Raw genomic sequence first — 19631 nt, forward strand, 5'->3', positions numbered from 1 at the left:
CACCTCAACCCGGCGCCGCGCCGGGAGCCCGCTTCATCGCCTCGCGGCTGTCACGATCGAGCTGGCGCAGCATCTTGTGCACGCCGCGCTTCTTGCGATGGAAATCGGCCAACTCGGGCCTGGTCGGCTCGCTCAACCGCCCGAGCGCCGACATGCCGGCCATCGCCGCATTGATCGAGCTATGCGCACCGCTGGCGACCGCACCCAGCATGGCGGCGCCGAGCAAGACGGGTTCTTGCGTCTGCGGCAGCGCCACCGTGTAGCCGGTGGTGTCGGCCATGATCTGGCGCACCAGCGGGCTGCGGCTCGCGCCGCCGCCGATCACAATGGTCTTGCCGCTGACGCCGTGGGCCTGCAGCGCCTCGATGACGTCGGCAAGGCCATAGGCCAGCCCGCACAGGCCGGCGATGAACAACCGCTCCAGCGCCGACACGTCGGTGTCGAGATCGAGCCCCGCGATCACGGCGCGCGAGCCGGGATCGGCATAGGGCGACCGGTTGCCGAGGAATTCCGGCAGGACATGAACGTTGCGTGCAAGCAGCGCCGCGGCCCCGGCATTGCCGCTGCGCGCCAGGATGCGCTTTTCGAGATACTCGATGACATCGACGCCGTCGTGCTTCGCAGCCAGCAAAACCTCGGCATGCGCCGGGTGCGATTTGAGCAGATGATCGATCGCGGCACCGGCCGCCGATTGACCGCCCTCGTTCAGCCAGAAGCCCGGCACCATGCCTTCGAAATACGGGCCCCAGACCCCGGGCACGAAGCAGGGATCGACCGTCGTCGCCATGATACAGGCCGACGTTCCCATGATGTAGGCCAGTCGCTGGCAGACATCGACATCGGCGCCGGAGCCGTCGCGGCCGCCGATCGCACCGACGCCGCCGGCATGGGCATCGATCAGCGAGGCGCCGACAGCGGTTCCCGGCAGCAGGCCGAGATCGCGCGCGGCACCTTCCGACAAGCCGCGGCCGAGCGGCGAGCCCGGCGGGACGATCTCGGTGCCGATCCGGGCGAAGCGATCCGCTGCGAGCGCCTCGAGCCCGACCCGCTTCAGGAACGATTCGCTCCAGCCGCCCTCACCGGCCACATAGGTCCATTTGCAGGTGACCGTGCAGGTCGAGCGCGCCAGCGAGCCGGTAGCGCGGAACGAGAGATAGTCAGCGAGATCGAAGAAATGCCCGGCGGACTCGAAGGTCGCGGGCAGATGCCGCTTGAGCCAGAGGATCTTCGGGATCTCCATCTCCGGCGAGATGGCACCGCCGACATAGCGCAGCACGCGGTCGCCGGTCGCGTTGACGAACTCCGTCTCACCCATCGCGCGGTGGTCCATCCAGACCACCACATTGCGTGCGGGATCGCCGGACGGGCTGACCGTGAGCGGCCGGCCGCCTCCGTCGAGCACGACCAGCGAGCAGGTCGCATCAAACCCGATGCCCTTGACGTGCTCGGCGGCGACCGCCGCCTCGCGCATCGCGTTGCGCACGGACGTCACGCAGGCGGCCCAGATGTCATCGGACGATTGCTCAACGATATCGCCGGGCTCGTGCCAGACCCGGATCGGATGCCGCGCCGAACCCAATAGCTTGCCGGCCTCGTCGAATACCCCCGCCCGGGCGCTGGTGCTCCCGACGTCCACCCCGATATAGGCTTGCCGCATGGCCGCTCCGCTATTTCCGGCGCGATCCTACCAGCAAGTGTAGCCGCCATCGACCAGAACGATGCTTCCGGTCATCAGGCTCGCCGCCTCGGAGGCCAGGAACAGCACGACGGAGGCGATCTCGTCGACCTGCCCCATCCGCGCCATCGGGGTTCCACCGATCCAGGCGTCGTACATGCGGGGGCTGTTCTTCACGAAGGCGTTCAGCGGCGTCTCGATATAGGTCGGCGCCACGGCGTTGACGCGAACCCCGCGCGCGCCCCATTCGGCCGCGAGCGATTTGGTCAGATGGTGCACCGCGGCCTTGGACGCATTGTAGAAGCACTGTTCCTGCGGCTTGTTGACGATGAAGCCGGACATCGAGCCGACATTGACGATGGTGCCGGACTTCGCCTTCAGCATGTGATTGCCGAACGCCCGGCAGCACCAGAAGGTGCCGTTCAGGTTGACGTCGATGACGTTGAGCCAATGCTCGTCGGTCACGGTTTCGGCCGGCGTCTCGCTGCGCGCGATGCCGGCATTGTTGACGAGGATGTCGACCTTGCCGTACTTGCGGACCAGTTCGTCGGCGACCGCCGAGACACGGCCGGAATCGGTCACGTCCATCAGCGCGATATCGGCGTCGAAGCCCTTGGCCTTCAGCTCCGCCTGCGCGTCATGGGCCGCCTTGGCGTCGCGGTCGCCGATGATGACCTTGGCGCCGGCTTCCGCGAGTGCCTCGGCACACGCCAGTCCGATGCCCTGTCCGGCGCCGGTGATGATGGCGGTCTTGCCGCCGAGCCTGAATTTCTCGAGATACATTTTCTTCTTCCTTACGCGTGGATCGACTTTCCGCTGTCGTCGAAACGATGGATGCGCGCCGGATCCGGGATCAGCGACACCTTGTCGCCGGGATGCAGGTCGAGCTCACCGACATAGCGCGCGGTCAGCATCCCGAGCGGTCCGGCATCGACATAGAGAAAGGTGTCGCTACCGAGATGCTCGGCGACCGCGACCGTGCCGTGCCAGCCGCCCTGCCCGTCGCGCTCGACCTTCAAATGCTCGGGCCGCACCCCGATGGTCGCTGCGCCCTGCTGCTTCGCGAGTTCCCCGGTGACGAAATTCATCTTCGGCGAGCCGATGAAGCCGGCGACGAACAGGTTGTTAGGCTTCTCATAGAGCTCCAGCGGCGAACCGTATTGCTCGATCTTGCCGCCGTTCAGCACCACGATCTTGTCGGCCATGGTCATGGCCTCGACCTGGTCGTGGGTGACGTAGATCGCCGTGGTGCCGAGCTGCTTCTGCAACCGCGTCACCTCGAGCCGCATCTGCACCCGCAGCGCGGCGTCGAGGTTCGACAGCGGCTCGTCGAACAGGAACGCCTTCGGCTCGCGCACGATGGCGCGCCCGATCGCAACGCGCTGGCGCTGGCCGCCGGAGAGCTCGCGCGGCTTGCGGTCGAGATAGGGCGTGAGATTGAGCGTCGCCGCGGCGGCCTCAACCTTGCGGTTGATCTCGTCCTTGGCGATGCCAGCCATCTTCAGGCCGAAGGCGATGTTGCCGCGCACGCTCATGTGCGGATAGAGCGCGTAGGACTGAAACACCATCGACAGCCCGCGCTTGGCCGGCGGAACGTCGACCACATTGCGGCCGTCGATCAGGATGGCGCCGCCGGTGACGTCCTCGAGCCCCGCGATCAGCCGCAGCAGCGTGGTCTTGCCGCAACCGGACGGGCCGACGAAAACGACGAAGGAGCCGTCGGTGATCTCGAGGTCGGCGCCCTTGATGATGTGGACCGGCCCGAACGATTTTTGCACACCCTGCAGCGTAATCTGACCCATGGGACAAGCCTTTCTGCTACTTGACCGCGCCGAAGGTCAGGCCGCGGACGAGTTGCCGCTGACTGAACCAGCCGAGCACGAGAATGGGCGCGATCGCGAGCGTCGACGCCGCCGACAATTTCGCCCAGAACAATCCTTCCGGGCTGGAATAGGATGCGATGAACACGGTGAGCGGCGCGGCCTCGAGGGTCGACAGATTGAGGGTCCAGAACGCCTCGTTCCACGCCAGGATCAGATTGAGCAGCAGGGTCGAGGCGAGCCCCGGCACCGCCATCGGCGTCAGCACGTAGATCAGCTCGCGGCCGATCGTGGCGCCGTCCATCCGGGCCGCCTCGAGGATGTCCTTCGGGATCTCCTTGAAATAGGTGAACAGCATCCAGATCACGATCGGCAGGTTGCCGAGGCACAGGATGAAGATCAGGCCGCTTCTTGTGTCGAGCAGGCCGAACGTCCGGTAGATCAGGTAGATCGGCACCAGCACGCCGACCGGCGGCATCATCTTGGTGGACAGCATCCAGAGCAACACATCCTTGGTCCGCTTGGTCGGCGAGAACGCCATCGACCATGCCGCGGGAATCGCGATCAGCATCGCGATCAATGTCGAGCCGCCGGCGATGATGATCGAGTTGAGCGCGTGGTGGAGGTAGTCGCTGCGCTCCTGCACCGTGACGTAGTTCTCCGTCGTCCAGTGGAAGAACAGGAACGATGGCGGGATCGCGAAAGCCTCGAGCTCGGTCTTGAAGCTCGCCAGCACCATCCAGAGGATCGGGAAGAAGATCAGGAAGCCGACCAGCCAGGCCGCCGCCGTCGAGATCACCTTGTTCCGGGTCGTGACCATCCGTGCCATGACGTTACGCCTCCAGATTCCGGCCGACGATGCGAACGAGGAAGAACGCGACGATGTTGGCGAGCACCACTGCGACCAGGCCGCCCGCCGAGGCGCTGCCGACGTCGTACTGGATCAGCGCCTGCGAATAGATCAGGAAGGCGATGTTGGTGGTCTGCAGCCCGGGGCCGCCGCCGGTGGTGACGAAGATCTCCGCGAACACCGTGAGCAGGAAGATGGTCTCGATCAGGATCACCACCGTGATCGGGCGCGCGAGATGCGGCAGCGTGATGTAGATGAAGGTCGAGATCGCGCTCGCGCCGTCCATCTCGGCGGCCTCCTTCTGTTCCTCGTCGAGCGATTGCAGCGCGGTGAGCAGGATCAACGTCGCAAACGGCAACCACTGCCAGGAGATGATCAGGATCACCGAGAACAGCGGCGCGTCGTTGAACCAGTCGATCGCCGGCAGCCCGAACAGTTGTGCGATCCAGGCGAACAGGCCCGACACCGGATGCATCAGGAGATTCTTCCAGACCAGCGCGCTCACCGTCGGCATCACGAAGAATGGTGCGATCACCATCAAGCGGACAATCGAGAGCCCGACCACCTGCTGGTCGAGCAACAGCGCCAGCGGCACGCCGAGCAGGATCGTGATCGCGAGCACCGAGCCGACCAGCACCAGGGTGTTCTGCAACGAGGCAAGGAAGGCCGGATCGGTCAGGAAGTAACGGAAGTTCTCCAGCCCGACGAAGGACTCGGAGCCGGGATCGAGCAGATTGTAATGCAGGGTCGCGAAGTAGATCGTGAGCGCCAGCGGCACGATCATCCAGATGAACAGCAGCGCCACGGCCGGCGTGAGCAGCGTGCGTGCGAGCAGTTGGGTCTGCTGGGTCGCCATCCCCGCCTCCTTCTTAATGAAAGGAGCGACCACCCCGCTGCGGGACAGGATGGTCGCAAGTAGCCCAGCTCGGGAGGTCTAAGCTGGTCGGGCGGCCAAGGCGTTTGACACGCTTTGGCTATCGGGTCGCGGGTGGCTTACTTCAGATAGCCCGCGCGCTTCATCTCGCGCTCGGTCGCGGACTGCGCAGCCGAGAGCGCCGCATCGACGGTGGTCGAGCCGGACAACGCGGCCGAGAACTGCTGGCCGACCTGGGTGCCGATGCCCTGGAATTCAGGGATCGCCGCATACTGCACGCCCACGTAAGGCACCGGCTTGACGGTCGGATGGCTGGGGTCAGCCGCATCGATCGAGGCCAGCGTCATCTTGGCGAACGGTGCCGCCTTCAGATAGTCGGGATTCTTGTAGAGCGAGGTGCGTGTTCCGGGAGGTGCGGCGGCCCAGCCCTGCTTGTCCGCGACGAGCTTGGTGTAATCCTTGCTGGTCGCCCACGCGATGAACTTCTCGGCCGCATCGACCTTCTTCGAGCCGGCGGGGATCGCGAGGCTCCATGCCCACAGCCAGTTGGCGTTCTTGCCGAGCCCGGTGTTCGGGGCCAGCGCGAAGCCGACCTTGTCGGCAACCTTGGAATCCTTCGGGTTGGTCACCATGGACGCCGCCACCGTGGCATCGATCCACATCGCGCATTTGCCGGCGCTGAACAGCGCGAGGTTCTCGTTGAAGCCGTTGGACGAGGCGCCGGGAGGTCCGGCCTGTTTCATCAGGTCGACATAAGTCGTGAGCGTCTTCTTCCATTCCGGCGAATTGAACTGCGGCTCCCACTTCTCGTCGAACCAACGCGCGCCGAACGAGTTGGACATCGCGGTCAGGAACGCCATGTTCTCGCCCCAGCCGGCCTTGCCGCGCAGGCAGATGCCGTAGACGCCGCCAGCCTTGTCGGTCAGCTTCTTGGCTGCATCGACCACGAAGTCCCAGGTCGGGCTTTCCGGCATCTTCAGGCCGGCCTTGTCGAACAAATCGGTGCGATACATCACCATCGAGCTCTCGCCGTAGAAGGGTGCGGCATAGAGCTTGCCGTCGACCGAGACGGCATCCTTGATCTTAGGCAGCAGGTCGCCAACGTCGTAGTCGGCGCCGAGCTTGTCGAGCGGCACCAGCCAGCTCTTCTTGGCCCAGATCGGCACCTCGTAGGTGCCGATGGTGAGCACGTCGAACTGGCCGCCCTTGGTGGCGATGTCGGTGGTCACGCGCTGGCGCAGCACGTTCTCCTCGAGCGTCACCCATTTCACGGTGATGTCGGGGTTCTTCGCGGTGAATTCGCTGGTGAGCCCCTGCATGCGGATCATGTCGCTGTTGTTGACGGTCGCCACCGTCAACGTGGTCTGGGCGATCGAGGGGGCAGAGATCAAAAGACTGGCCGCGCCCGCAACGGCGCAAAGGACGTTTTTCAAGGTGACCTCCCTTATGTCACGTTGAGCATATGCCCACGTGTTGAGCGTATGTTCATCCCGCCGTAAAAATTTGTCAAGCACGCGGGTGCGCCGTCCCGCGCGATTGCGGGTTCCATCACAGCTTGGGATGGAGGGTGTTTGCGGGGGCGAACGGGAAACGGCTGGAAGTGAAATGGATGAGCTGGAGCGGCATCGAAGGTTTACCTCTCCCGCTTGCGGGGGAGGTCGGATTGCATCGAAGATGTAATCCGGGTGGGGGCTCTCTCCAGGACACGACTCGAGGATAGACCCCCACCCCAACCCTCCCCCGCAAGCGGGAGAGGGAGCGCACCCAATTCGTGACTGCTAGCGATCCAGCACCGCGCGTGCGGTGGCCTCATCCGTAATGAGGCCGTTGATCACTCGGCCCGCCAGCGCGGCCCTGATCGACGGCACCTTGGCGACGCCGACGGCCGCCGCAATCGTGGTCGACACCGCAGGGATCTGCGGCGGAATGCTGGTCAGCCGCTTGTTGGTGCCACCCTTGATCAGTTTGCCCTTGGCGTCATAGGCCCAGCCGGTCACCTCGCCGACCGCGCCGAGCCGCATCATCTCCAGCAACTCCTCGCGGGTGACGAAGCCGTCGACATGGACCTGGGCCTTCTGGTCCATCTGGCCGATGCCGATCAGCCGCAGATCGGCCTTGGCGGCGACCGCCCTCACCCGCGCGATCGGATCGATCCGGATCATGCGGTTGCGCTCGTCCTCGCTCGACATCAGGAACGGCAGCGGCATCGGGTAGTGCCGCGCACCGGTGCGGTCGGCGAGCCGTCCGACCGTGTCGTAGAAGCTCGCCGAGCCGTCGGCGGAGATGTTGCCGACCAGCGACACGATCTGATGGTCGGGTCGCTCGATCGGCGAGACCCGCTCGACCGCGGCGCGCACCGCGCGGCCGGTGCCCAGCGCCACGATGACCGGCGTCTCCGAGCGCAGCGTCAGCTCCAGCAGATTGGCGCTGCGTTCGGCAATCCCGGCATTCGACAGCGGCGCCGCCGGATCAGTCGGCACGACGTCGCAATGGACCAGATCGAACCGGTCCTTCAGCCGCGATGCCAGCTCCATGCAGGCCGCAATGGGGTGCTCGAGACGAAACGTGATCAGCCGCTCCGCAAGACACAGCGACACCAGGCGCTGCGCCGAGGCGCGCGACACCTGCAGCATTTTTGCAATTTCGTCCTGGGTGTGGCCCGCGATGAAATACAGCCAGCCGGCGCGCGCCGCATCGTCGAGGCGAGACTTTTCGTTGTCGGGCGCAGCCATGATCGTGCGTCAGCCTTCGTTCCAGAAATCCGTCATCGCGGCGAAGATTCGATCCGCCCCGGCCTGCTTTAGCAGAGCACTGCCGTCCGCCAGCCGATAGTGGGCGCCGCCGACAAATCCCCACACTTTCATGCCCGCGGCCTTTGCCGCCGTTACCCCGCTGATGCTGTCCTCGATAACCAGCGTGCGGTGCGGCTCGGCTCCCATTTTGCCGGCGGCATACAGGAAGAGATCCGGCGCCGGCTTGCCATGCTCGACCATCTGCGCGGTGTAGAGCCGCTGTCCGAAGCTCGCGGCAAGACCGGTCAGCTCCAGCGAATACTTCACCCGCTCGAGATCACTCGATGAGGCGACACAATGCGGCAGCTGCAATGCCGCGAGCACGGCGGCGATGCCCGCAATCGGCTTGAGCTGCGAGCGGAAGGTCTCGCGCACCTGCTGCGCCAATTCAGGCAGGAAGGTCGCCGGCAACGGCTTGCCCACGCTCCGGCAATACGCGACCAGAGCCGTGGTGCTGCGCCCGAGGAAGAGTTCGAGCGCCCGCTCGGTGCTCATCGCGATGCCGGCCTTCGTCATCGCCTCGGCGAGGCAGCGGCAGCTCAATTCCTCGCTGTCGACGAGCACGCCGTCACAGTCGAAGATGACCAGATCGGTCCCTGGCAGCCGCGGATCCATCCCGGCATGAGATCATATGCTCACGCCATGAGCAATAGATCACAGTTCCGCGCGCGGAATGCCGCGCCTCAAATGGTCGCGGTGCACTGCCAACCATGCTGTGCGACAAGGCGAAATGCCGCATGACACACCTCTGATCGCGACCATCGTCGTGGGCCTTGGACTTGCCTTCGTCTTCGGAACCATCGCGCAGCGCTTCCGGGTTCCGCCACTGGTCGGTTATCTCATCGCGGGCGTTGCCGTGGGTCCGTTCACGCCCGGCTTCGTCGCCGATCAGGCGCTGGCAACCGAGCTCGCCGAGCTCGGTATCATTCTCCTGATGTTCGGCGTCGGCCTGCACTTCTCGCTGAACGACCTGCTGTCGGTGCGCGCGATCGCGGTGCCCGGCGCCATTGCGCAGATTGCGGTCGCCACACTGTTGGGCCTCGGCCTCGCGCTCATGATGGGCTGGACCATCGGTGCCGGGCTGGTGTTCGGGCTCGCGCTGTCAGTCGCAAGTACCGTGGTGCTGTTGCGCGCGTTGCAGGAGCGCCGCCTGATGGACACCGAACGCGGCAAGATCGCGGTCGGCTGGCTGATCGTCGAGGACCTCGCCATGGTGCTCGCGCTGGTGCTGTTCCCGGCGGTGGCGAGCTTCCAGGGCGGCGATGGCGCCGCAATCACCTCCGATCCGCTCGCCACCCGCTTCGGGCTTGGGCTGACCGGCGTGCTGGTGCTGACGCTGGTCAAGATCGCCGTGTTCATCGCGCTGATGCTGGTGGTCGGACGCCGGCTGATTCCATGGGCGTTGCACTACATCGCGCACACCGGCTCGCGCGAACTGTTCAGGCTGGCCGTGCTCGCGATCGCGCTCTGCATCGCGTTCGGCGCGACCAAGCTGTTCGGGGTTTCGCTTGCGCTCGGCGCCTTTTTCGCCGGGATGATGCTGCGGGAATCGCCGCTCAGCCAGCGCGCCGCCCAGGAGACCCTGCCGCTGCGCGACGCATTCGCGGTGCTGTTCTTCGTCTCAGTCGGCATGCTGTTCGATCCGTTCAGCGTGGTGCGCGAGCCGTGGCCGTTTCTCGCGACACTGTTCGTTATCGGGGTCGGCAAGTCGCTGGTGGCGCTTTTGATCGTCGTGCTGTTCCGTCATCCGATGGCGACCGCCCTGATGATCTCGGCGAGCCTTGCCCAGATCGGCGAATTCTCCTTCATCCTCGCGGAACTCGGCGTTGCGCTCAATCTGCTGCCGAAGGCTGGCCGCGACTTGATCCTGGCGGGCGCGATCTTCTCGATCATGCTCAACCCGCTGGTGTTCGCGGTGGTCGACTGGCTGACCTCGCGGCTCGAGAAGCCGCAGGCTTCCTCGCCAACCGCTGCCACCGCTGAACCGATCCCGATCACCGACTTGCAGGATCACACCATCCTGATCGGCTACGGCCGGGTCGGCAGTCTCGTGGGTGATGCCCTGCATCAGCGCAACGCGCCGTTCCTCGCGGTCGAGGCGTCCGACGACACCGTCGCAAAGCTCAGGCAGCGCGGCATCGAAGCCCTGATGGGCAACGCCGCGCGCGCCAGCGTGCTGCGCGCGACCAATCCGGCCGGCGCACGATCGCTGGTCATCGCCATTCCCGAAGCCTTCGAGGCCGGACAGATCGTCGAGCAGGCGCGCGCCGCCAATGCCGATATCCGGATCATCGCACGCGCGCATTCCGACGCCGAGGTCGATCATCTGAAGGGCCTCGGCGCCGACATCGTGATCATGGGCGAGCGCGAGATTGCCCGCGGCATGATCGAGGAACTCGACCGCAGGCACGCTGGCATTGCCGTGCAGACTGCGACGACCGCGAGGGAAGATTCTGCGGCCTGAGATAACGGCGTCCACTGCGCGACGAAAGGAGATCAAGACGTGGCATTCAAGAGCCCGCACGTTTCACTGGTGTCGTTCTCGATCGAGATCGGCGCCGATGCCGCGACCAATGTAATACAGATCGAGACCGACCTGCATCTGAACACGCGCCATCCGAGCTATGACGCTGCGGCAATCGAGCGTCTGGTGTGCGACGCGCAGGCCTATCTTGCCGGCAATGCCGACCAGATCACGCAAATCCGGCTGGTCTCCAACCGCAGCGGTCAGACCTGAAGAAATCAACCGCCGAGGAATGCGGGCGCCAGATCTTCCTGCACGATGATGTTGGCGGCCTCCGTCGTCAGCTCGCTGCCGACGAGATCCAGGTTTTTCGCGGCCTCGAACAGCATCGCGCGGACGTCGTCCGGCGTCAGCACGCCCTTTGCGATCAGCTTGCGCACCAGCGCCTGCAAAATCAGAACGTCAATCTCGCCATGGGCCAGCGGCGTCGGCTTGTCCGTCATGATCGTCTCCCGGGACTGATGATCGCCGCTAGCGAGGCGGCTAGCGCGGCGATGACGCGATATCCTTGTGCAATTCTTCAAACGCACGGCGCAGGCCGTGCAACTGGTCGACCAGATGCAGGATGACGTCGATCCCCTCGTCGTTGACGCCGAAATCGCCCTTCAGATCCCGGATCAGATGGGCGCGCGCCACGTCGGTTTCGGAAAAGCTGATCTCCTGCGTAGTCTCGTCCGGAACCAGCCATTGCTGCTCGATCCAGAACTCCAAGGTCTGCACTTCGAGACCCGCATCGATGAGGAACTGCTGCCTGTTCATGATGCACCATCATCGCGTGGATTGAATCCCTTGCGATCCCAGTTCGATACGAACGCCTCGAGCGCGGGATCGGGTCCCTTGGGCAGGACCACCTTGAGCTTGACGAACTCATCGCCGTGACCGCCGCCGACCTTGGGTGCGCCCTTGCCACGCAACCGCATCGTCGTGCCGGTGTTCGCGCCCTTCGGAACCGTCATGGTGACCGCACCCGTCGGCGTCGGAACGTTGACCTTGCCGCCGAGCACAGCCTCTGACAGGGAGATCGGCAATTCCAGCGTGATGTCGTCGCCCTCGCGGGTGAAGCGCGGATCGGGGCGAACCTCGACCTCGATCAGCGCGTCGCCGGGGCCGCCCTTGCCGCTGCCCGGCATGCCCTTGCCGCGCAGGCGAATGACCTGGCCGTCGACGAGGCCCGGCGGGATCGTGACGTCGAGCGTACCGCCATCAGGAAGCGTCAGGCGTTTGCTCGCGCCGGTGATCGATTCCGCGAAATCGATCGCAAGGCTGTAGTGCGGGTCGCGGCCGCGCCGGTTGGCGCGCGCCTGCTCGCTGCGCCGGAGCAATTCGGCGAACGCGTCGTCCTGGTCCATATAATCGGCATAACCGGAATTGTCGGCATAGGGATGCCCCCCATCGGCGGTGGCGAAATCCCGGTAGTAGCGATGCTGTGGCCGCTCGGCGCCGCTTTCATCGATCTCGCCGGCGTCGAAGCGCTTGCGCTTGTCGGCATCCGAGAGCAAATCGTTCGCCGCAGCGACTTCCTTGAACTTTTCTTCGGCCGCCTTGTCGCCCGGATTGAGATCCGGATGCAGCTTCTTCGCCAGCTTGCGATAGGCCTTCTGGATATCGGCCGAAGACGCCGTCGGGGCAACGCCAAGAACCTCGTACGGATTTCTCACAACCTGCTCCGCAACACCGTGAGGGCACCTGCAATCATGAGGGCGCAAAAGCAGCCGATTTGCAAGTGCGCTCGCCCATCGCCCGGCCATGGGCGAGCCAGCATGCGCTCGGATCGCGGCCCGCTACGAGGTGTGTCCGGGGTCGAGATAATTCGGAATGTTCTTTTTCTGCTGCGGCGTCATCCTGGCGGGATCCGGCTTGCCCGGCACGCCCCGCGGACCGAGCAGGGCTCGCTGCATATCGTCTTCGCTCAGGCGCGGCTTGCCGTCGTCAAGCTGTCCGCTCCCACCGTGACTCTGTGCCATGACCGACCTCCAATGATGATCGCTTGCGCACGGGCAGAAGAGAGTGCGCGCTCCGCCGGAACGAGCCGGCGGAGCGCGATCTTACCTCAACGTTGCTCCTGCCGCTTCTCCTCTGCGGGGTGACCTGCGGCCGGCGCAGCATGCGGCGGCGCCTGAACGTGCGGCGCGGCCTGAACGTGCGGCGGCTCCGGCCGTGCCGCCTGCTGCGGATGCGCCTCAGGGCGTGCCATCGTCTCCGGCCGCGCTTCCGGCCTTGCCGCAGGCTCCGGTCGTGGTTCGGGCCGTGCTGCCTGCTCCGGCCGTGCGACAGGCTCCGGCCGCGGTTCCTCCTTGCGCACCTCCTCGGGCCGCCTCTCCGGCGCGGCAGGCCGCGCCGCTTCCGTTGCAGGCCGCGGCTCGACCTTCGGCTCGGCGGCTGGCGCTGCGCGCTTCTCCTCGACCGCAGGCTTGCTCACCTCGGCGGGCGGATGTGCCGCAACGCCCTTCTCGGGGACCGGAAGCGCATGGGATTCGGCGGGCGCCGGTGCGGCGGGACGCGGCTCGACCTTCGTCTCGGGAGCCGGAGCTGCACGCTTCTCCTCGGCTGCCGGCTTGTTCTGCTGCGCCGCCGGAAGCTCCTTGCCCGGCACGGGAAGCGCGTGGGAGTCGGCCGGTGCAGCTGCGGTTCCCGGCCGCGCCGGCTCCCCGGCCGCCGGCCGTGCAGCGTTGGCAGGCACCACCTCGCCGGCCGGCCGCGCGCGGACCACGCCCGGTCCCTTCAGCTCGCCGGGCCGCGCCGTTGCGGCAACGGCGGGCACGCCATTATTGGTTCGCTTGAACAGGCTCGGGTCCTGGCTTGCGGTCTCGACCTGCTTGCGTTGCAACGGCGTCGCCGCGAAATGCTGTTCCTTGGCGATCGTACGTTCGGCGGGAGTCGGCCGCACCTCGATGCCGCCGCGGCCGCCATTGTAGCTGACGTTGTTGATGGTGGTCTGATTGATCGTGACGTTCTTCTCGTAGACGTTGGTGATGCGCGCGCCCTGCAGATTGTTCACGGTGCGATTGTAGAAGAAGTTGCCGTGATCCCAGCGGCCGCCTTCATAGCCTGAACCGCCGTAACCGAAGCCGTAATTGACGCCGCCGTAGAAGCCGACGAGATCACCCCAATAGCCCTGATGGAAAATGAAGCCGCCACCGAACGCGCCCCAGTAGCCGGGAGTCCAGAGCAGTCCGACCCGCGGCGGCTGCACCCAGGTGCCCGGCACCCAGTAGTAATCGCCCCGATCCTCGTCCCACGACCAATTGCCCGGTGACCACATGTAACCGGGCCCGGGCACCGGCGGCTGATCGTAGGTCGGCAGCGGCGGCGGCGCGGTATCGACGGCAGAGACCGGCGCGCATGCCGCATCCTGCGCGATTGCCGGCACGGCCGTCGCAGTGAACAGCGCCGTGGCGATCGCGGCGCACGACGCGGTCGAAAGAAGACGAGTGATCATTGGGAGCCTCTTCGATGAGCACGTTCAACGTGAGAACCGGAACAAAAGTTCCGGTGCATCGGCAATGCACCGACACACTTCATCGCTAGCGCCTTGACCTTACATCAACCTGAAACAGCGCCAAACGCATCACGCAGCTATTCATCGACGGTTCAGAGTGTGCAGTGACTCATCATCGCGCGATTCAGTGGAACAGCGCGCGACGCACGTCTGCATCATCGCGTGCATTCCGCGAGGTGCGAGACGACAGTTACTGAAATCGCAAACATGACTTCGGCTCTCGCACGATTACAACGATCCGGGATCGTCGCGCCGCTCGCTTTGCACGCACCGCGATCAGCCGAGCCACCACCGGCGTGATGCGGACCCCGATTTGTCGGCGCGTCCGTAGCAGTACCGCCGGATGAGTGCCAGAAGCGAACACCGCAACACCTCGAAAGCGGTACGTCGGCAGCCGCGCTCGGCGATTGACACACCCCTGAAACGACCACACGATACGGCCTGCGGCAGCGCCAGGCCCGCGGTTTTCCGCCGGCGCGATTGCAACTCGGCTGCCGCTTGATGGATGTCATCGTTCCGCCATCTGTCGCCGGCGGCAATGCGTGGCGTACTTGATCTCGATGAGCCTGTGCTGCCTTGAGGTGCCACCATGAACATTGAAAAATATACCGATCGCCTCCGCGGCTTCATTCAGTCGGCACAATCGCTCGCGATGCGCGAGGGGCACCAGCAGTTTTCGACGCTCCATATCCTGAAAGTGCTGCTCGATGACCCCGAAGGCCTCGCGGCTGGCCTGATCGACCGAGCCGGCGGCAACTCGCGCGCGATCCTCAAGGCGACCGAAGACGCGCTGGCGAAGGTGCCGAAGGTCAGCGGCGCCGGCTCCGGACAGATCTATATGGCTCCCGAGACCGCGCGCACTTTCGCCGCCGCGGAGCAGGCGGCCGACAAGGCCGGCGACAGCTTTGTCTCGGTCGAGCGCATGCTGCAGGCGCTGGCAGCCGACAAGGACAGCGAAGCCGGCAAGCTGGTCGCCAAGGGCGGTGTCAATCCGCAGAATCTGAATGCGGCGATCAACGCCCTGCGCAAGGGCCGCACCGCCGACAGCGCATCGGCCGAGAATGCCTATGACGCACTGAAGAAATATGCCCGCGATCTGACCCAGGCCGCGCGCGACGGCAAGCTCGATCCGGTGATCGGCCGCGACGAGGAGATCCGCCGCACCATCCAGGTCTTGTCACGCCGCACCAAGAACAATCCCGTCCTGATCGGCGAGCCCGGCGTCGGCAAAACCGCGATCGTCGAGGGGCTGGCGCTGCGCATCGTCAATGGCGACGTGCCGGAAAGCCTGCAGGACAAGGCGCTGCTCGCGCTCGACCTCGGCGCGCTGATTGCCGGCGCCAAGTATCGCGGCGAGTTCGAGGAACGGCTCAAGGCGGTGCTACAGGAGGTGACGTCCGCCGAGGGCGGCATCATCCTGTTCATCGACGAAATGCATACGCTGATCGGCGCCGGCAAGGGCGACGGCGCGATGGATGCATCGAACCTGCTGAAACCCGCGCTCGCCCGCGGCGAGTTGCACTGCATCGGCGCCACCACGCTCGACGAATACCGCAAGCATGTCGAGAAGGACGCGGCGCTGGCCCGCCGGTTCCAGCCGGTGTTCGTCTCGGAGCCGACGGTCGAGGACACCATCTCGATCCTGCGCGGCCTCAAGGACAAATACGAGCAGCATCACGGCGTGCGCATCGCGGATTCGGCGCTGGTCGCCGCCGCGACGCTGTCGAACCGCTACATCACCGACCGCTTTCTGCCCGACAAAGCCATCGACCTGATGGACGAAGCGGCGGCGCGGCTGAAGATGCAGGTCGATTCCAAGCCTGAAGAGCTTGACTCGCTCGACCGCGAGATCATCCGCCTCAAGATCGAGCAGGAGGCGCTGAAGAAGGAGACCGATCTCGGCTCCAGGAGCCGCCTGCAGACCCTCGAGAAGGACCTCGTGGATCTTGAGAAGAAGTCGGCGGACATGACGTCGAGATGGCGGTCGGAGAAGAGCAAACTCTCCGACGCGCAGAAGATGAAGGGCGAGCTCGAGCAGTTGCGCACCGAGCTTGCCAATGCGCAGCGCAAGGGCGAATTCCAGAAGGCGGGCGAGCTGGCCTATGGCCGCATTCCCGAGCTCGAGAAGAAGCTCGTATCGGTCGAGGCCAGCGAGACCTCGTCCGCCAGCGAGACCGTGACCGCCGACAATATCGCGCAGGTGGTGTCGCGCTGGACCGGCGTCCCCGTCGACAAGATGCTGGAAGGCGAGAAGGACAAGCTGCTGCGCATGGAGGAGATGCTCGGCAAGCGCGTCGTCGGCCAGGCCGAGGCGGTCCGCGCGGTATCGACCGCGGTGCGCCGCGCCCGCGCCGGCCTCCAGGACCCGAACCGGCCGATCGGCTCGTTCATGTTCTTAGGTCCGACCGGCGTCGGCAAGACCGAGCTCGCCAAAGCGCTCGCCGAATATCTGTTCGACGACGAGACCGCGATGGTCCGGCTCGACATGTCCGAGTTTATGGAGAAGCACTCGGTCTCCCGGCTGATCGGCGCGCCTCCGGGCTATGTCGGTTATGACGAGGGCGGCGCATTGACGGAAGCGGTGCGGCGGCGGCCCTACCAGGTCGTGCTGTTCGATGAGATCGAGAAGGCGCATCCCGATGTCTTCAACGTGCTGCTGCAGGTGCTCGACGACGGCCGCCTGACCGATGGCCAGGGCCGCACCGTCGATTTCCGCAACACACTGATCATCATGACCTCGAATATCGGCGCGGAATATCTCGTCAATCAGCCGGAGGGCCAGCCGACCAGCGCAGTGCGCGAGCAGGTGATGAACATGGTGCGGGCGCACTTCCGCCCCGAATTCCTCAACCGCATCGACGAGATCATCCTGTTCCACCGGCTGCAGAAGAGCGACATGGGCCGCATCGTCGAGATTCAATTCTCGCGCCTGCGCAAGCTGCTCGAGGATCGCAAGATCGATCTCGAGCTCGATCCGAAGGCGCGCGACTGGCTGGCGGAGAAGGGCTGGGATCCAGCCTATGGCGCCCGCCCGCTGAAACGGGTGATCCAGCGCAGCGTACAGGATCCGCTCGCCGAAATGATTCTCGCCGGCGACGTGCGCGACGGCTCGCAGGTGAAGCTCTCCGCCACCAAGGCCGGCCTCACCTTCAACGGCAAGAAGCCCGAGAACGCCGCCGCGGACGAATTCGAACCGGTGTGAGAGAAGCCGGGATTGCCGACGACGCGCCGTCATCGCCGCGTCGTCTGGGCGCATCATATGCAAGCTGAATGTGCAAGCCGACCTGCAACCAGGGAGAGCGTCATGACGCAGCAGAACATCAAGGACAACATGGAGGTCATCGGCGCCGACGGCGTGCATGTCGGCACCGTCGATCACGTTGAAGGCAACCGCATCAAGCTCAAGAAGAGCGAAAGCGACGGCTTCCACAAGGGTCACCATCATTATATCGAGCTCGGCTTCGTCGCCGGTGTCGAAGGCACCAAGGTGCGGCTCTCCGCCAACGCCGCCATCGCGGTGACCCTCGAGGAGGAGAAGTCCGGCAAGCCGGTTGGTCCGTCCGCGGAAGCCTAGCAATCCGGGCTCTTGTAAAGGCTCCGATGGCATGCTCCTCTGCCCCGTGTCTGGACGTCGATCCGGCGTCCAGTCGAGACCTTTTTCGCGTTAAAGTGCCGTTAGTTAAGGAGAGATGCGTGCCATCAGCCGTTCCGCAACCGGTCGCTGCGAAGCTGACGCGCGCGGCCATCTTCCTTGCGGTCACGATCAAGCCCAATCCGGAATTTGATACTGTGGTGCGGTCGCTATGTGCGGACGTGGCCGCGCTGGTGCGCGCGGTCGGCTTTCGCGATCTCGAGGGCCGGCTGTCCTGCGTCATGGGCATCGGCTCGGATGCATGGGACCGGCTGTTCGGTGCGCCGAAGCCGAAAGGTCTGCATCCGTTCCGCGAGATCAACGGCGTCCACCACGCCGTTGCGACACCGGGCGACCTGTTGTTTCACATCCGCGCAGTGCCGATGGACCTGTGCTTCGAGCTCGCGACACAGATCATGTCGCGGCTCGGCGATGCGGTTGCGACCTCGGATGAGGTGCACGGCTTCAAATATTTCGACGAGCGCGACCTGCTCGGCTTCGTCGACGGCACGGAGAATCCGGAGGACCAGGCGGCCACCGACGCCACCATCATCGGCGACGAGGACCCGGCCTTCGCCGGCGGCAGCTATGTGATCGTGCAAAAATACCTGCACGATCTGAAGAAGTGGAACGAGCTGCCGGTCGAGATGCAGGAGAAGATCATCGGCCGCACCAAGTTGTCCGACATCGAGCTCGACGATGCCGTGAAGCCGAGCTACGCGCACAATGCCCTGACGACGATCGTCGAGAATGGCGAGGAGCTCGACATCGTCCGCGACAACATGCCGTTCGGCAACATCAGCAAGGGCGAGTTCGGCACCTACTTCATCGGCTATGCCAAGTCCCCGCACCGGATCGAGCAGATGCTGGAGAACATGTTCGTCGGCAAGCCGCCGGGCAATTACGACCGCCTGCTCGACTTCAGCCGCGCCGTGACCGGCACGCTGTTCTTCATTCCGTCGGCGACCTTCCTGGAAGATGTCACCGGCGAGCCACCCGCGCCGGCTGAGCCGTCGCTGGATGACGCCGGGGCTGACGAGGCACCTGCACAAAGAATACCGCCGTCCGATGGCTCGCTCGGGATCGGCTCACTCAAAGGAGAGGCTGGACATGAATAATCTTCATCGGGGATTGGCCCCCATCTCGGACGCGGCATGGGCCCAGATCGAAGAGGAAGCCTCGCGGACGTTGAAGCGCCATCTGGCCGCGCGCCGTGTCGTCGATGTCGATGGGCCGAAGGGCACGGACTTCTCCGCGGTCGGCACCGGCCATCTGAAGAAAATCGCGACACCCGGCGACGGCGTCGAGGCAACGCAACGCGACGTCCGCGCGCTGGTGGAGCTGCGCGTGCCGTTCGAGCTGTCGCGCCAGGCGATCGACGATGTCGAACGCGGCGCCAATGATTCCGACTGGGATCCGCTCAAGGACGCTGCGCGCAAGATCGCCTTCGCCGAGGATCGCGCGGTGTTCGATGGCTACGCGGCCGCCGGGATTCAGGGCATCCGCCAGGGCACCAGCAACCCGGTCCTGAAGCTACCTTCGAGCATCAAGAACTATCCCACCGTTGTCGCGCAGGCGGTCAGCCAGTTGCGGCTCGCCGGCGTCAACGGTCCCTACACGCTGCTGCTCGGCACCGAGCCCTACACCGCGATCGGCGGTGCGACCGACGACGGCTATCCTGTGCTGCAGCACATCCAGCGCCTGATCGACGGCAAGATCATCTGGGCGCCTGCGATCGAGGGCGGCGTGCTGCTGACCACCCGCGGCGGCGACTTCCAGCTCTCGATCGGCCAGGACCTTTCGATCGGCTATCTCAGCCACTCGGCGACCTCGGTTCAGCTGTATTTCCAGGAGACCATCACCTTCCTGATGCTGACCAGCGAAGCGTCGGTGGTGCTTGCGCCGGAGGCGAAGAAACCCGCCTAGTCGTACCGGCGTTGACTCTTCCAGGAAGCCTCCGGCCGAT

19 protein-coding genes are annotated in these 19631 nt (G+C 65.1%); 6 read left to right on the plus strand and 13 right to left on the minus strand.

Going from position 1 to position 19631, the window contains the following annotated elements; genetic code table 11:
• Nucleotides 1-4: 4 nt before the first annotated feature.
• From ACE103_RS35430 to ACE103_RS35465, 8 genes are all read right to left on the minus strand, one after another.
• Nucleotides 5-1657, minus strand: a complete 1653-nt coding sequence (locus ACE103_RS35430; RefSeq protein ID WP_375776800.1) for an FGGY-family carbohydrate kinase — start codon at nucleotides 1655-1657, stop codon at nucleotides 5-7.
• 27 nt (nucleotides 1658-1684) lie between these two features.
• Nucleotides 1685-2458 carry an SDR family NAD(P)-dependent oxidoreductase gene (locus ACE103_RS35435; protein WP_375776801.1) on the minus strand — a complete coding sequence of 258 codons (774 nt, stop codon included), beginning with the start codon at nucleotides 2456-2458 and terminating at the stop codon, nucleotides 1685-1687.
• An 11-nt stretch (nucleotides 2459-2469) separates the two neighbouring features.
• The gene (locus tag ACE103_RS35440) at nucleotides 2470-3477 is read right to left on the minus strand and encodes an ABC transporter ATP-binding protein (protein WP_375776802.1); all 1008 of its coding nucleotides are present in this window, start codon (nucleotides 3475-3477) and stop codon (nucleotides 2470-2472) included.
• 16 nt (nucleotides 3478-3493) lie between these two features.
• Nucleotides 3494-4324 carry a carbohydrate ABC transporter permease gene (locus tag ACE103_RS35445; protein WP_092116645.1) on the minus strand — a complete coding sequence of 277 codons (831 nt, stop codon included), beginning with the start codon at nucleotides 4322-4324 and terminating at the stop codon, nucleotides 3494-3496.
• Nucleotides 4325-4328: 4 nt separating this feature from the next.
• Nucleotides 4329-5201 (minus strand): carbohydrate ABC transporter permease, encoded by an 873-nt coding sequence (locus ACE103_RS35450; protein ID WP_375776803.1) that lies wholly within the window; start codon nucleotides 5199-5201, stop codon nucleotides 4329-4331.
• A gap of 137 nt (nucleotides 5202-5338) precedes the next feature.
• Entirely contained in the window at nucleotides 5339-6652 is a 1314-nt protein-coding gene (locus ACE103_RS35455; protein WP_375776804.1) for an ABC transporter substrate-binding protein, read from the minus strand.
• A gap of 345 nt (nucleotides 6653-6997) precedes the next feature.
• Nucleotides 6998-7951 (minus strand): sugar-binding transcriptional regulator, encoded by a 954-nt coding sequence (locus tag ACE103_RS35460; protein ID WP_375776805.1) that lies wholly within the window; start codon nucleotides 7949-7951, stop codon nucleotides 6998-7000.
• A gap of 9 nt (nucleotides 7952-7960) precedes the next feature.
• Nucleotides 7961-8626, minus strand: a complete 666-nt coding sequence (locus tag ACE103_RS35465; protein WP_375776806.1) for an HAD family hydrolase — start codon at nucleotides 8624-8626, stop codon at nucleotides 7961-7963.
• A 115-nt stretch (nucleotides 8627-8741) separates the two neighbouring features.
• Between ACE103_RS35465 and ybaL the strand changes: the two genes are divergently transcribed.
• Nucleotides 8742-10475 carry a YbaL family putative K(+) efflux transporter gene (ybaL, locus tag ACE103_RS35470; protein ID WP_375776807.1) on the plus strand — a complete coding sequence of 578 codons (1734 nt, stop codon included), beginning with the start codon at nucleotides 8742-8744 and terminating at the stop codon, nucleotides 10473-10475.
• 39 nt (nucleotides 10476-10514) lie between these two features.
• Nucleotides 10515-10748, plus strand: coding sequence for a hypothetical protein (locus ACE103_RS35475; RefSeq protein WP_375776808.1), 234 nt, complete (start codon nucleotides 10515-10517; stop codon nucleotides 10746-10748).
• 5 nt (nucleotides 10749-10753) lie between these two features.
• On the opposite strand, the gene ACE103_RS35480 is transcribed toward ACE103_RS35475, so the two are convergent.
• The 5 genes from ACE103_RS35480 to ACE103_RS35500 all read right to left on the minus strand — a co-directional run bounded on the left by ACE103_RS35480 (nucleotide 10754) and on the right by ACE103_RS35500 (nucleotide 13974).
• The gene (locus tag ACE103_RS35480; protein ID WP_021081495.1) at nucleotides 10754-10978 is read right to left on the minus strand and encodes a hypothetical protein; all 225 of its coding nucleotides are present in this window, start codon (nucleotides 10976-10978) and stop codon (nucleotides 10754-10756) included.
• Nucleotides 10979-11018: 40 nt separating this feature from the next.
• The gene (locus tag ACE103_RS35485) at nucleotides 11019-11294 is read right to left on the minus strand and encodes a chaperone modulator CbpM (protein WP_375776809.1); all 276 of its coding nucleotides are present in this window, start codon (nucleotides 11292-11294) and stop codon (nucleotides 11019-11021) included.
• On the minus strand, nucleotides 11291-12193 hold the full coding sequence (locus ACE103_RS35490) for a DnaJ C-terminal domain-containing protein (RefSeq protein ID WP_375776810.1): 903 nt from the start codon (nucleotides 12191-12193) through the stop codon (nucleotides 11291-11293). The genes ACE103_RS35485 and ACE103_RS35490 overlap by 4 nt, the downstream gene beginning before the upstream one ends.
• Before the next feature lie 123 nt (nucleotides 12194-12316).
• Nucleotides 12317-12499 (minus strand): hypothetical protein, encoded by a 183-nt coding sequence (locus ACE103_RS35495; RefSeq protein ID WP_223977317.1) that lies wholly within the window; start codon nucleotides 12497-12499, stop codon nucleotides 12317-12319.
• Nucleotides 12500-12585: 86 nt separating this feature from the next.
• Entirely contained in the window at nucleotides 12586-13974 is a 1389-nt protein-coding gene (locus ACE103_RS35500) for a hypothetical protein (RefSeq protein ID WP_375776811.1), read from the minus strand.
• A 649-nt stretch (nucleotides 13975-14623) separates the two neighbouring features.
• Here ACE103_RS35500 and clpB point away from each other — a divergent pair.
• The 4 genes from clpB to ACE103_RS35520 all read left to right on the plus strand — a co-directional run bounded on the left by clpB (nucleotide 14624) and on the right by ACE103_RS35520 (nucleotide 19591).
• Nucleotides 14624-17236 (plus strand): ATP-dependent chaperone ClpB, encoded by a 2613-nt coding sequence (clpB, locus tag ACE103_RS35505; RefSeq protein WP_375776812.1) that lies wholly within the window; start codon nucleotides 14624-14626, stop codon nucleotides 17234-17236.
• Nucleotides 17237-17338: 102 nt separating this feature from the next.
• Nucleotides 17339-17608, plus strand: a complete 270-nt coding sequence (locus ACE103_RS35510; RefSeq protein WP_173638385.1) for a DUF2171 domain-containing protein — start codon at nucleotides 17339-17341, stop codon at nucleotides 17606-17608.
• Between the two features lie 119 nt (nucleotides 17609-17727).
• Entirely contained in the window at nucleotides 17728-18783 is a 1056-nt protein-coding gene (locus ACE103_RS35515) for a Dyp-type peroxidase (protein ID WP_375776813.1), read from the plus strand.
• Nucleotides 18776-19591, plus strand: a complete 816-nt coding sequence (locus tag ACE103_RS35520) for a family 1 encapsulin nanocompartment shell protein (RefSeq protein ID WP_375776814.1) — start codon at nucleotides 18776-18778, stop codon at nucleotides 19589-19591. Before ACE103_RS35515 ends, ACE103_RS35520 begins: the two co-directional genes overlap by 8 nt.
• Nucleotides 19592-19631: the final 40 nt, after the last annotated feature.

The organism is Bradyrhizobium sp. ma5, assembly GCF_042258955.1.
In the GTDB taxonomy this organism is placed as follows: domain Bacteria; phylum Pseudomonadota; class Alphaproteobacteria; order Rhizobiales; family Xanthobacteraceae; genus Bradyrhizobium.